Source organism: Streptomyces sp. Ru62, assembly GCF_002920615.1.
Classification (GTDB): Bacteria; Actinomycetota; Actinomycetes; order Streptomycetales; family Streptomycetaceae; genus Streptomyces.
The window spans coordinates 52,092-65,327 of sequence record NZ_PQSU01000010.1; the positions used below are offsets into that span (position 1 = coordinate 52,092).

Annotated in this window: 6 protein-coding genes; 4 read left to right on the forward strand and 2 right to left on the reverse strand. The window is 69.3% G+C overall.

Going from position 1 to position 13,236, the window contains the following annotated elements; genetic code table 11:
• Positions 1 to 4: 4 nt before the first annotated feature.
• Positions 5 to 6,853 (reverse strand): RHS repeat-associated core domain-containing protein, encoded by a 6,849-nt coding sequence (locus tag C3492_RS15200; RefSeq protein ID WP_103812299.1) that lies wholly within the window; start codon positions 6,851 to 6,853, stop codon positions 5 to 7.
• Between the two features lie 411 nt (positions 6,854 to 7,264).
• Between C3492_RS15200 and C3492_RS15205 the strand changes: the two genes are divergently transcribed.
• Entirely contained in the window at positions 7,265 to 8,332 is a 1,068-nt protein-coding gene (locus C3492_RS15205; protein ID WP_103812300.1) for a Tat pathway signal sequence domain protein, read from the forward strand.
• Between the two features lie 19 nt (positions 8,333 to 8,351).
• Here the strand turns inward: C3492_RS15205 and C3492_RS15210 are convergent, their stop codons facing one another.
• Entirely contained in the window at positions 8,352 to 9,272 is a 921-nt protein-coding gene (locus C3492_RS15210; RefSeq protein ID WP_103812460.1) for an ABC transporter substrate-binding protein, read from the reverse strand.
• 462 nt (positions 9,273 to 9,734) lie between these two features.
• Here C3492_RS15210 and C3492_RS15215 point away from each other — a divergent pair, with 462 nt between their 5' ends.
• The 3 genes from C3492_RS15215 to C3492_RS15225 are packed head-to-tail and all read left to right on the forward strand — an operon-like array spanning position 9,735 to position 13,107.
• On the forward strand, positions 9,735 to 10,592 hold the full coding sequence (locus C3492_RS15215; RefSeq protein WP_103812301.1) for an amino acid ABC transporter permease: 858 nt from the start codon (positions 9,735 to 9,737) through the stop codon (positions 10,590 to 10,592).
• Complete coding sequence (locus C3492_RS15220; RefSeq protein WP_103812302.1) at positions 10,589 to 12,349, forward strand: FAD/NAD(P)-binding domain-containing protein; 1,761 nt, start codon at positions 10,589 to 10,591, stop codon at positions 12,347 to 12,349. Before C3492_RS15215 ends, C3492_RS15220 begins: the two co-directional genes overlap by 4 nt.
• Positions 12,346 to 13,107, forward strand: a complete 762-nt coding sequence (locus C3492_RS15225) for an amino acid ABC transporter ATP-binding protein (RefSeq protein ID WP_103812303.1) — start codon at positions 12,346 to 12,348, stop codon at positions 13,105 to 13,107. Before C3492_RS15220 ends, C3492_RS15225 begins: the two co-directional genes overlap by 4 nt.
• Positions 13,108 to 13,236 lie beyond the last annotated feature (129 nt).

A 13,236-nucleotide genomic window follows, 5' to 3' on the forward strand; every position in this document is an offset into this window, starting at 1 on the left:
AACGTCACCTCCAAACCGGGTAGGCGGTCTCGATCGTGCGGGTTGCCTTGTTCACCCACATCTCGATATCGAGTCCGTTCGCCGATCCCCGCAGGAAGACCCGGTCTCCTTGCGAACGCCCGGCGACCGAGGACGACCTGTATGCCTGGCGAATCGTGGACTCGATTTCCCCTCGGGACATGTAGTCCGGGAATTTCGTCTTGATCCCGCTCTGCTTGTAGGTCTTGCCTGCGGCGGTGTGTCGGTCAAGGACATGGTCCATATCGATGTCCACCTTCCGCCACCCGGGAAGGTTGAGCGCCTTCGTGCACGTGCTGTTGTGCACCAGGACCGGCGTCCCACCCGCCAGCACATAGTACGTGTGGACGTTCTCGACCGTGAGGTTGTACGTGCGGGCGTGCGTCGTGAACGGGTGGTTGGCGGTGATGATGACCGTGCGGTCGTCGTCCGTGCGCAGGGTCATGCCCGGCTTGAGGTCGCCGGCCTGGACCCAGTCGTGTTGTGACGGGGACCAGAAGGGGTGTTCGTGGGTCGCCGTCAGTTTCTCGATGCCGTCCTCGGTGGCGATGGACAGCTCGTTGAAGTGCTTGTCGGTGTCGGTGACGATGCGGCGGGTCACCCGTTGCGAGGTGGTCCTGCCGGTCTCCGGGTCGGTGGTGAGGACCTTGTCACCGACCTTGACGTCCTCGATGTCCTTGGTCGTCCTGCCGTCGCCCAGCAGGACGTCCGTGCCGGCGAGGAAGCAGTTGCACCCCTTGGTGAGCTTGGTGATCCATTCCTCGGCGGCCTTGGCGCCCTTCTTCAGCACGGAGTCGGGCACCAGCTTCAGCGCCTTGCCCAGGGGCAGGTCGGTGCCGGCGATGAGGCAGCTGGAGACCCCCGAACCCGAGAGGCAGTCCTTCCATGCCTTCGGGTCGGGCAGGAAGGTCGAGGCGAGCGCCTTGATGACCGTCACCTGGGCGGTGATGTCCAGGGGCTTGTACACGATCTTCTTGCCGAGCGGGGGCAGGTCGCTGCCCGTCTTGACGACGCTGTGCAGCTCCCCCTGTCCGTTGTAGACGTAGTTGGAGTACTCGTAGTGGTAGGACCAGGTGCCGTCACCGTTCGGGGTCATCCAGTCCCGGTAGGACTGGTCACCGTGGTCGCAGCCGTACTCGCACGGCGTGATGGGCCGCAGTCCGTCGGGGTCGCTGTAGGTGACGGGGTTGTTGAGGGAGTACGAGTAGGCGTTGAGGTACTGCGGGTCGTACGGCGAGTTGAGCGGGTCCGGGCTGAGGAACCGGCCCAGCTTCGGGTCGTACATGCGGGCGCCCAGGATGGACAGGCCCGTCGCGTCGTCCTCGGTCTTGCCGAGGAAGCCCCGGTCCGAGCCGGACGGCAGGGCGGTGCCGCCGTTCTGGGCGCCGAAGGGCAGGTAGCGCCGGCGCTGCGCGGCGCCCGTCCCCGCGTCGACGGTCAGCTGGGCCGACGCCTGGGTGTCGGACATGAGCCAGCTCAGCTTGCTGCTGGTCTTGTCCACCGCGGTGCGCATCGCCACGGTCGTGGTGCCGTCGCCGTAGTAACGGGTGGCCTTCGGAGCGGCGCCGGGTGCCTTGTGGATCTCCTGGCCCGTGAGGTACAGGACGGTCTCGTCCGTGGACTTCCGCTCCAGGAGGTCACCGGACGCGGCGTAGACGTAGCCCGTGGTGGCGGCGCCGGAGACGGACGTCACCTGGTGCAGTTCGTTCCAGACGAGGGTCGTCTGCTTCCCGCCGACGGTGCGGCTCTTCATCTGGCCGTCGTCGTCGTAGTCGTAGAGGTCGGTGCCCGTCGGGGTCTTCACCGAGGTCACGGCGTGCGGGTGGGCGGCGCCGGCGGTGTACGTCGACTGGTCGGCGGAGTAGCCGGGGTAGACGTAGTCGTTGACCTGGGCGCCCGTGGCGGTGGTGTTGGTGACCTTCTGCAGGTTGCCGATGCCGTCGTAGGTGTAGTCGAGCTGATAGGGGTCCTTGCCGGTGGCCAGGTCGGGGGAGAAGGGACCGGCGCAGCCGGTGCTCGCCCCGGTGGTCCAGGCACGGCTGAGGCGGTTCAGCTCGTCATACGTGGAGCACTGGTGCTGTCCGGTGATCCTGTCGGCCAGGTCGGTGGTCTGGCCGGCGTTGTCGTAGAGGTAGTCGTCGTTCTGGACGGTGCCCTTCGTGCTGCTGGTGGTGGTGATGTTCTTCAGCCAGCCGGTGCCGTCGGCGTCGTCGTAGGTGTACGAGCGGCGGGCCGTGGTCGTGGTCGTGGCCGTGGTGCCGTAGGTGCGGTCGGTCAGCCGGCCCAGGCTGTCGAAGCCGGTGGAGTCGACGTAGACCGTGTTGTTCAGGTCGCTGGTGACCTTCTCGGGGTTGCCGAAGCCGTCGTACTGCGTGGTGACGGTCTCCTGCGGCAGGTCGCCGACGGCCGGGTAGGTGATGCTGGTCTGCTGGCCCAGCGCGTTGTAGGCGGACTTCGTCGTGTAGGTGTTCTCGAAGCCCGTGCCGTCCGCCGGGACGGTCGTCTGCGCCTCGGTGGCGTTGCCGTCGGCGTCGTAGGCGTTGATCTTGTCGGTGTAGGCGTAACCACCCGCGTACGACGTGGAGGTGGCCGGCCTGCCGATGCCGCCCGCAGCCGTGTCGTAGGTGTTGCGGGTCAGCACCTTGGTGCCGTTCTGCACGGTCAGCGGACGGTTGAGGTGGTCGTAGGTGTAGGTGAGGACCGTGCCGCCCGCGTCCTTGACCGTCTCGACGTTGCCGTTGTCGTCGTAGGTGATGACGCCCGTGCCGTTGAGGTCCGCGTCGGGGTCCTTGCCGCCCGTGTGCTCACCGAGCCAGTTGTAGGTGTAGGTGGTGATGTTCCCCTTGGAGTCAGTGATCTTGGAGAGCTGACCGCTGCGGTTGTAGTCGTAATACGTCGTGTACGTGGACGGACCGAACTCGACGACCTTGCTCACCTGCCCGAACACGTCGGTGTAGGTGTTGGTGCGCTCACCGGCGGGAGGCACCGTGGTGGTGTAGTCACCGTGGTAGTTGGTGATCGTCCGGCCCTGGGCCTGCGGATCGCCGTTCACCATGATCCGGGACTCGGTGGTGCGGCCGGCGTAGTCGATGACCACATCGGTGTAGGATGGCAGGCTGTCCACGGTGGGCAGGACCATGCCCGACCCGGCCGCGCCGGAGTTGTAGAACGCGGCACTGGTGCCCGTGACGTTGCCCGACGTGTCGTAGCGGGTCGAGATCACGGTCCGTCCGGTGCCGGTGGGCGCCGGGACCTGGGTCTCGCGGGCACGGCCGAGGCCGTCCAGGTAGTCGTAGCTGGTCAGGACCTTCCCGGCGGACTGCAGCGTGGTCGTGGTGACCTTGGTCGGGACGGTCGAGACCAGGTCCGGTACGCCCTCGCTGTTGTCCGAGGTGGTGATGTCGTACTGGTACTTGAGGGTGGGCGTGCCGTCGGGGTAGGCGGAGATCTGCGAGGGCTTGAACACCTTGGAGACGCGGCCCACGGAGTCCAGGACGATACGCGTGGTCTGGTTGTTCGGGTCCTGGATGCGGTAGGGCGCTCCCCACAGGCGGGAGTACCAGGTGGTGGTGGTCTGCGGTGTGGCCGGGCCGCTGCCGTCCGGGTCGGGCGTGGTCACCTTGACACCGTCGACCGGCCAGGAGGTGGCGGGCTGGTAGGTCGTCGTGGTGGTGTTCTGCTCGCCGTCGGTCGTGGAGATCTGCCGGCCGGCCTGGTCGAACTTCGCCTTGGTCTCGCGGTAGTGCGTGGCGTCCGTGTAGGCGCGCACCGTGGTGGGGTGCCCGTCGGTCGGCTTGTCGGTGTCGACCGAGGTCGCGTCGTCGTACAGGGTGACGGCGTAGGCGTCCTGGTTGGCCGAGGACCTGGCCGCGCAGTCGGCGGCGTAGTGCCGGGTCTCGTCGGGCAGCACCATCCAGCGCTGGACCTGCGAGTCGGGGAAGTAGTCGGTGTTGTAGGCACGGCCGAAGGTGGTGCACCGGTTGTCGTCGGTGTCCGACAGGCCCCAGTCGTTGGTGCGCATCGGCAGGCCGTACTTGGTGCTGGCCGGCTCCGTGTCGTCGAACTCGTTCTTAACGGTGTGCTCGCGCCAGCCGCTGGAGGTCAGCTCGTCCGTGGTGGTCTTGGAGTCGCGGACGAAGCGGGCGTCGGGCAGACCCTCGTACTGCGCGGTGTCGTAGGCCCAGTACTCGTGCCAGACCCGCTTGTGCGACTGGCCGGAGCCGTCGCGGTTGCTCGATTCCAGCACCTTGCCGTTGAGCCAGGGGGAGTCGGTCACCGCCGGGCGGCCGCTGTCACCGTCGTCGACGGTCACGCTGCGGGTCTTGGACGGGTCGTCCTTGTCGGTGCGGTCGCCGTCCATGCCGCGGTACAGCCAGTAGTAGGTGGAGGCCGCGTTCGACTTGGTACCGGTGTGGACCTCGACCTGCTGGTAGCCGCGCCAGTCGGTCCAGGACTCGTCCTTGTCCTTGGTCAGCGGGTCGTTGGGGAACGCCCACGCGGGCTTGCCGACGTAGTCGTAGGTGGTGGTCATCACCGGGTCGCCGTCGTTGCCCGAGCCCGAGCCGGGGCCGGGGTCGACGCTGACCTTGGCGACGACGTACTTCTTGAACCAGCCCGTCTTCTCGTCCGTGGCCCCCTCGGGCACCCAGCGCTGCTTGAAGCAGGCCTGGGTGTTGTTCGACTCGCTGGGCGGGTTGTCGATGTCGCAGGCGTCCTGGGCGTCGTAGTTGCGGTAGGTGACGTTGACGAACGAGCCGAGGTCCTGGTGGATCTGGGTGACCCGGCGGAAGTTGAGCACACCGCCGCCGAGCTGGTTGTCCCGCCACTCACCGTTGATGTTGATGGTGGGCAGGGTGATGTCGGTGCCGTCGCCGTAGCCCCTGCGCTGGATGTAGTCCAGCCACAGGGTGTTGTCGACGGTGCCTTCGGGGTTGGGCAGCCCGTACTTCATCTGGTACTGCATCGCCGGGTCCCAGGCGGAGCTGTCGTCGTCCCGGACGAAGGTCTTGACGTCCCACAGCATCTTCGTGGCGAAGAACGTCGGCGAGTACGTCTCACCCTTGATCGTCCTGCAGCCGTCGTCGGCACTCGTGCCGTCGCACATCAGGTCCGTCGGCACGTCCGGGTAGGAGTCCGGGTGGTCGGAGATGCCGGGGCAGTCCGCCGGCTCGCTCGCCAGCGGGTCCTTGTCCGCCATCCGCTCCACGCAGCGGCCCACGTAGCGCAGGTCCACCTTGGCGGGCAGTTGCGCGCCGGGTATCTGGGCGGCCCAGCCGTACTCGATGCGCACCGGATAGGCGGCGGAGTCGTAGACGCGCGCCTGGTCGGCGAGCAGCACGGAGCGGTAGTGGTTCTGCTCCTTGTCGTAGAAGTAGGCGGTCTCCACCTCGTCTGGGTCGACGACCCGGTCCAGGCCCCAGCGGTATGCCTGGGTGCTGACGCCGACACCGCCGTCGTAGCCGGGCTCTCCGGGGTTGTTGCCGAAGACGGGGACGGTCAGTACCGAGTCCGTGGCGGCGTCGGTGCGCTCGGAGCGGCCCCAGCCGAAGTAGTAGCGCATGCCGTCCTGGGTGGACACCACCCAGTACTCGTCGTCCGCGCCGTGACCACCGGTCAGGTGCTGCACCCGCCAGCCCGGGTCGTCCTGCACGTGGTAGGAGCCGGTGCCGTTGTCGTCCTGGACCAGGTTGGAGGTGACGCCGTTGAAGTTGATGACGTAGACGGCCCCGTCCGGCTCCTTGGTGGAGTTGGGCGAGTCCCAGCACAGGTCGCCGACCCAGCCGGTGCCCGTGCCGTCGTCCTGGCAGCCCCGGTAGCGGCGCTCGATGAAGCCGATGCCGCTCAGGTCCCAGCCGAGGCCGGTCCAGTTGGCCTGGGTGTTCTGGGCGGAGGTGAGGGCGTCCACCGACTGGGAGTTGTACGACAGTGCCAGCGACGGCGCCTGGCCCGCGGGCGGCTTGGGCACGTCGAAGGGCAGGCTGTACGAGAAGGCGCCGGAACCGGTGGAGACGTTCCAGGAACCGGACGGCTTCAGCGAGGACGCCCGGTAGTCACCGGCATCGGAGGACGACGTCGACGCCAGCGTGTACACCGTCGCACCCGATGTCGTGGCGGCGCTCAGCGTCGAGGACGGGAACGCGGACCTCGCCGTCCGGTCCGGCTGGATGACCGAGATGGCCGGCTTGGGGTCGCCGTCGGCCTGCACGGTCGCGGTGATGGTGCCCTTGGCCACGTCGTTGTGGACCGGCACGGGCCGCGGGTCGGCCGTCGAGCAGCCCTTCGCCTCCGGTGTGGTCAGCGCGCAGGCCGGCAGGGCGACGATGTGCAGACGGGCGGCGAAGTTGCCGCCGTAGGCGTACTTGAACTTCGAGTAGTCGAAGGTGACGTTCACCGGGCCGGGCGTGCCGCGGCCGTCGCGCCGCGTGAGCTGGACGCCCATGCCGATGCCGTTCGTCCGCTTCAGCCCGGTCCGGTCCAGGACCTTGACGTCGACGTCCGTCGGGGCGGGGACCGCGATGGCGGACCGCTGCGTGGCCAGGGTCGTCGCGGGAGCGGGTCCGACGTGCACGGCGGCCGCGTCCGAGGTGTCGCCGGCCGGTGTCACGGGCAGGGTCCTGCCCGGCTTCAGACCGGACAGGGCGAGGCGGGCATGCGCCGCCTTGGGCCATACCGGCCGGACCGGCTTGGTCTGTGTCGGCTCGGCGCCGTCGCGCGGCACGCCGCCGGCCGCCTGCGCGGGCACGTCGACCGGTTGCTTGCGCCCGGCCGCGGTCGCCTCGGCCGTCCCCGCGGCCTGGGCCGCGGGCGCGGCCAGCAACGATGCCGCCAGCGCCATGGCCAACGCCCAAGGGGCGCCTCTTCCTTGTCTGTGCGCGCGTCGCACGGACCATCCCCAACCCGAAGAAGGCCGGGACCCCGTCCCGGCGCGTGTGCAAGGCGAAGGCCACATGGCGTCGGGCTGTCGGTGGAGTGAAAGCCGCGTGAGGCCAGGCCAACGCTGCACGTTAAGCAGGACATGGCTGCAGCGAACAGCCCCTCAAATCGGACCGATGAGCCACAACCCGCTCTTCACGTTACGTTTACAGTTGTGTTCTGAATCACGTTTGCTGTCGTGGTCTCAACGAGGCCCCGGAGCTGGGCGGACGAGGCTGGCGCGGGCCCGGCCGGCATGGTTCAATCCTGCGTCGCACACATCGTGCACACATCAAGGCCCGGTCCCGGGCCGACGAAACGTCCCGGAGATCACATGAAGCGCGAGACGTCCGGAGGTCCGAGCCGGCGCCAGATACTGCTGCGTGTCGGCGGGTTGACGGCGGCGGCCGTCGTCGGGTCCGCCGTCCTCGACCAGGCCGGCACCGCGTCCGCGGCCGTCACCACGTCCAAGCGCTTCGATCTCACCGACGGGTCCGACGAATGGTTCCGGGAGATCCCGCTCAACGAGACCCGGATCCTCCAGTCGTTCGCTTTCGACAACACCAACAAGCACCTGTACACGGCCCAGTTGGTGCAGGGCGGTCGCATCCTGCCCGGGGAGACGCAGGCCTACAGCGGCGCCGACCGGTCGAAGAACGGCGATCTGTGCATCACCCGTCTCGACTGGCAGGGGTACATCATCGGCCGGATGTACCTGAAGGGCTTCGGGCACGGGGTGTCGATCGGCGTCGAGCCCTCCGGGAACAGCGCGTACCTGTGGACCGAGTGCGACTCCGTGCCCGACAGCGAGAACAACGGCTACGGCACCCGGATCGCCCGGTTCAAGTTCGCCAACGGCACCGTGATCCAGCCCGACTCCGCGCAGGTCACCCGGTTCACCCCGGTTCCGGGCTCGGACCACAACACCGTCGCCATCGACCCGGTCACCAACCGGATCGCCCACCGTCACCGCGTCAGCGGCACCTGGAAGTACGGCCTGTACGACCTGGCCACGTTCAAGGCCGGCACGTTCACCCCGCTGGCCACCATCACCCAGCCCGCCGTGCTCACCGGCCCCACCTTCCAGGGCTACACCAGCATGGGCCAGTACCTGTACACCATGGACGGCACCGCCTACACCTACGACGCCGACGGCAACCGGACCAGCACCAGCAACACCTATGTCACGTCCATCGACTGGAACACCGGCACCGTCGTCGAGCGCCGGCTCAGCAAGGCGGGCGAGAGCCTGTTCTACCGGGAGCCGGAAGGGCTGGCCATCCAGATCCCCGACATGAGCACCCCGGCCGTCGCCCGCCTGCACCTCGGCTTCGGTTCCGAGGAGTCCCTCACCCAGACCGACAAGAAGGCCAGCTTCTACTACAAGGACCTGCTCGTCTGACGCCTGGGAGCGGGAGACGTCAGTTCTTCAGTTCCGGCGGGCTGATCCGCGACTTCTCGATCGCTGAACCCGTGGTGCCCCACTTCTTCAGGATCCTGTCGTAGGTGCCGTCGGCCAGCAGCTTGTTCACCGCCGCCTGGAACGCCGGCGCCAGTTTCGTGCCCTTCTTGAAGGCGAAACCGACGTCCAGGCGGTGGTACTCGTTGAGGAACTTCAGGCCCTGCTGGTGCGCCACGGCGTACCGCAGGCCGTTGATCGTGGACATCACGACGTCGCTGCGGCCCTGCTGGAGCGAGGACCAGATCGCGCTCTGCTCGGCGTACGTCTGCACCTGGTACGGCTTCTTGCCCGCGTCGGTGCACACGTGCTTGCCGGCCTCCAGCGTGGCCTCGAACGTCGTGCCGGCGCCCGTGGCGACGTTCAGACCGCACAACTGCTTCAGGTCGGTGATCTTCGAGAGCTTGCTGTCCTTGCGGGTGGCGAAGCCCTGGCCGTCGTTGACGTAGGTGACGAAGTCGATGGTCCTGCGGCGCTCGTCCGTGACGCCGAAGTTGCTCGCGCCGAAGTCGTACTTGCCGCTGTCCAGGGCGGGCAGGATCGCCTCGAAGCTCGCCTGCTCGATCTTCAGCCTGATGCCGAGCACCCGGGCGACCGCCTTGGTGAAGTCGACGTCCTGGCCGGTCAGGGTCCTGCCGTCGGCGAGGTAGGTGGTGCCGGGCGGGGTGCCGCCGACGCTGACCGCGACGGTGAGGCTCGTGGTGCCGGCGGGCAGCAGCTTCGCCGCGGCGTCGTCCTCGCGCACGGCGGAGACGACGTCCGTGGTGGGCACCTCGTCGGCCTTGGCCGCCACCCCGGAGGCGTCCGAGCCGCCCGAGCCGTCGGAGCCGGAGCCGCAGGCGGTGAGGAGCAGCGCGGCCGAGGTAATGGCGGCAAAGGGCATGAAATGGCGATAAGCGGGCGTGCGCATCGGGTAGCGGTCTCCTGAGGCGGAAGGTGTGCGGAAGCGCGAGGGGAGGGGTGCGCGTGTGAAGGCGGAGAACACGCCGGGAACCGGCGGGAGAACGCGAGCAGGCCCGCCCGGAGGGCAGGCGGGAGCAGGGGGTCAGCTCAACAGGACGAGGACCACACGCGACCGAAGTCGATGTGGGAGCGGGTGACCAGCCACTGCTGTGGATGCATGGGCCAAGTGGAACAGGCATCCGGTTCCGCGTCAACCGACTTGAGATGTACTGCTCAGAGTATGGACAACCTTGACAGTGCACGGAAACGGCCCCGTACTCTCGGTGTACGGCCCTGCTGAGGGGCTCGGCCGTGTCCGCGCCGTGCGGCGCGCTCCCGTGTGAAGGCACCACCCGTTCTGACGACTCAGCGCGTCCTCGGCGACGCGCGTCACGGAGCCTTCATGTCATCGGACACCCTCGCCAAGATCCCCACCGTCCCCGACACGCCCGAGCCCGCGGACGCCCCGCGGATCGTCCCGCAGCGCCGGTACGGCCAGTGGGCGGCGGCCGTCGTCGTCCTCGCGCTGCTCGGGTTCGCCGTCAACTCCGTCCTGCGCAACAAGGCGTTCCAGTGGGACGTGGTCGGCGACTACTTCACCTCGGACTCCGTCCTGCGCGGGCTGTGGCTGACGCTGTGGCTGACCGCGGTCGTGATGGTCCTCGGCTTCGCCCTCGGCACCCTGCTCGCCGCGTTCCGGCTCTCCGCCAACCCCGTGCTGCGGGCGGTCAGCTGGGGATACGTGTGGCTGTTCCGGTCCATCCCGATCCTGGTGCAGCTGCTGCTGTGGTTCAACATCGGGGCGCTGTACCCGCGGGTGTTCGGGGTGAGGACCGTCGACCTGCTCAGCCCGGTCGCCGTCGCGGTCATCGGCCTCACCCTGCACGAGGCCGCCTACGCCGCCGAGGTCGTCCGCGGCGGCATCCTCTCCGTCGACCGCGGGCAGATCGAGGCCGCCCAGGCACTCGGTCTGAGCCGGTGGCGGCGCTGGCGGCGGATCGTGCTGCCGCAGGCGATGCGCGCCATCGTGCCGCCCGCCGGCAACATGCTGATCGGCACCCTCAAGGGCACCTCGATCGTCAGCGTCATCGCCGTCAACGACCTGTTGTTCTCCGCCCAGTTGATCTACCACCGCACCTATCAGGTGATCCCGCTGCTGATGGTCGCCACCCTCTGGTACGCCGTCGTCACCACCCTGCTGGGCATCGCCCAGACGTTCGTCGAGAAGCACTACGCGCGCGGTACGGAGAACGCCCGATGAGGCAGCAACTGGTCATCGTCGGAGCCGGGCCGCGGGGGACCGGCCTCCTCGAACGCCTCGCCGCCAACGCGCCCGAGCTGTACGCCGGTCCGGGCCTCGACATCCACCTGGTCGACCCCCACCCGCCCGGTGGCGGGCGCATATGGCGGCAGGCGCAGTCGCCGCTGCTGTGGATGAACTCGCAGGCCGAGGACGTCACCATGTTCACCGACGACACGGTGGCCATGGCCGGCCCGGTGCGCGAGGGCCCCACCCTTCACGAGTGGGCCCGGCTGGACGGCCGTACCTTCCCCGACCGGCAGCTCCAGGGCCGCTATCTGCGCTGGGTGTACGAACGGGCCGTCGCCGACCTGCCCCCGAACGTCACCGTCCACCACCACCCCCACCGCGCCCTCAGGGTCGACGGGCCCCGCGAGGGCCGCCAGCGGGTGTGGCTGGAGGGCCGTCCGCACCCGCTCCCGGCCGACCTGGTGATCCTGGCGGTAGGTCATCTGGACAGTGAACTCGATGCCGAGCAGGCCGAGTTGGCCGCCTATGCCCGCGAGCACGGCCTGGTGCACCTGCCGCCCGACTTCACCGCCGACAGCGACCTGTCCGCACTGGCGCCCGGCGAACCCGTCCTCGTGCGCGGCTTCGGGCTGGCCTTCGTCGACCTGATGGTGCTGCTCACCGAGGGGCGCGGCGGACGGTACGAGGGGGAGACGTACCGTCCCTCGGGGCGGGAGCCGGTGCTCTACGTCGGCTCCCGGCGCGGGGTGCCGTACCACTCGAAGATCGGCTACGACTGGACCGGCGACCGGCCCCCGCTGCCCCGTTTCCTCGGCCCGGCCGAGGTGGCGGAGCTGCTGGCCCGGCCCGGGGGCTTCGACTTCCGGCGCGATGTGTGGCCCCTGGTCGAGAAGGAGCTGGGCTTCGCCCACTACCACCGGCTGTTCACCGCCCACCCCGGGCGTACGGCGATGGCCTGGGCCGACTTCGAGGAGAAGTACGCGGCGGCCGGCGACCCCGCCGAGACCCGGGCGCTGGTCGCCGCCGCCGTACCGGATCCGGCCGACCGGCTCGACCTCACCGCGCTCGACCACCCCCTGGAGGGCGTGCGGTACGCCTCGCACGACGACTTCCAGGACGGGCTCAGGGACTACATCGAGGACGACCTGCGACGCCGCCACGATCCCGCCCACAGCCCGGACCTCGGGGTGTTCCTCGGGCTGCTCTCCGTCTACGGGCAGCTGGTGCGGCTCGGGGACATCGGGTCCTGGTGGCACGGGTTCTTCAGCTACCTGGCGTCCGGGCCGCCCGGGCCCCGGCTGCGGCAGATGCTCGCGCTGTCCCGGGCCGGACTGCTCCGGTTCGTCGGGGCCGGGATGGCCGTCACCGCCGAGGACGGGGTGTTCCGGGCCACCAGCCCCACCGTGCCGGGCTTCTCCGTCGAGGCCCGGGCGCTGGTGGAGGCGCGGTTGCCCGCGCCCACCGTCCGGCGCGCCCGCGACAGCCTGCTGCGCGAACTGCACGCCGACGGCGCCGCCGAGACCCCCGACGGGCTGCTCCGCGTAGACCCCGGCGACGGCCGCGTCCTCGACCGCACCGGACGCCCGCACCCCCGGCGCTTCGCGCTCGGCCCGTACACCGACACCCGCGCCCCCGGCGCCTTCACCCGCCCCCGCACCGGCGGGCCCGCGTTCCGGCAGAACGACGCGACCGCCCGGGCGGTGCTGGCCTTCCTCAGCGGCTCACTCGTAAAGGAACTCGCGCGATGAGTGTCATGGTCGACATCAGGTCGGTCCACAAGAGCTTCGGCTCGCTCCAGGTGCTCCGGGGCATCGACCTCCAGGTGCGCGCCGGTGAGGTCACCGTCGTGCTCGGCCCCTCCGGCTCCGGCAAGTCCACGCTGCTGCGCACCGTCAACCACCTGGAGAAGGTGGACCGGGGCGAGATCAGCGTGGACGGCGCGCTGCTGGGGTACCGGCGGGCCGGGGACAGGCTGTACGAGCTGCCCGAGCGCGAGGTGCTCCGTCAGAGGACCCGGATCGGGTTCGTCTTCCAGAACTTCAACCTCTTTCCGCACCTCACCGTCCTGGACAACGTCGTCGAGGCGCCGGTGTCCGCGCTGAAGCGGCCCCGGAAGGCGGCGGTGGAGAGCGCGCACCGGCTGCTGGAACGGGTCGGGCTCGGGGACAAGGCCGACGTCTATCCGCGGCAGCTGTCCGGCGGACAGCAGCAGCGGGTGGCCATCGCGCGGGCGCTCGCGCTGGAGCCGAAGCTGTTGCTGTTCGACGAGCCGACGTCGGCGCTCGATCCCGAGTTGGTGGGGGAGGTGCTCGACGTCATCCGGGACCTGGCGGCGCAGGGGACGACGATGATCGTCGTCACGCACGAGATCGCGTTCGCCCGGGAGGTCGCCGACACGGTGGTGTTCATGGCCGAAGGACGGATCGTGGAGCGGGGAGCGCCGGACGAGGTGCTGGACGCTCCGCGGGAGGAGCGGACCCGGGCGTTCCTGGCGAAGGTGCTGTGAGGGTGGGGGCCGTGGTCGTGGGAGGCGGTGGGTTCGGCACCGCCGGCGCGCGCCGGCGTGGTGGCCCGCCGTCGCGGCGGCAACACATCGTGCGGTGGTGCCCGGAGTCCTGGGGGCGACGAGGTGCGC

Excerpts from the sequence above, each read along its gene's own strand:
- C3492_RS15200 (WP_103812299.1), bottom strand. The coding sequence starts at position 6,853 with ATGGCGCTGGCGGCATCGTTGCTGGCCGCGCCCGCGGCCCAGGCCGCG.
- C3492_RS15220 (WP_103812302.1), top strand. The coding sequence starts at position 10,589 with ATGAGGCAGCAACTGGTCATCGTCGGAGCCGGGCCGCGGGGGACCGGC.
- C3492_RS15210 (WP_103812460.1), bottom strand. The coding sequence starts at position 9,272 with ATGCCCTTTGCCGCCATTACCTCGGCCGCGCTGCTCCTCACCGCCTGC.
- C3492_RS15205 (WP_103812300.1), top strand. The coding sequence starts at position 7,265 with ATGAAGCGCGAGACGTCCGGAGGTCCGAGCCGGCGCCAGATACTGCTG.
- C3492_RS15225 (WP_103812303.1), top strand. The coding sequence starts at position 12,346 with ATGAGTGTCATGGTCGACATCAGGTCGGTCCACAAGAGCTTCGGCTCG.
- C3492_RS15215 (WP_103812301.1), top strand. The coding sequence starts at position 9,735 with ATGTCATCGGACACCCTCGCCAAGATCCCCACCGTCCCCGACACGCCC.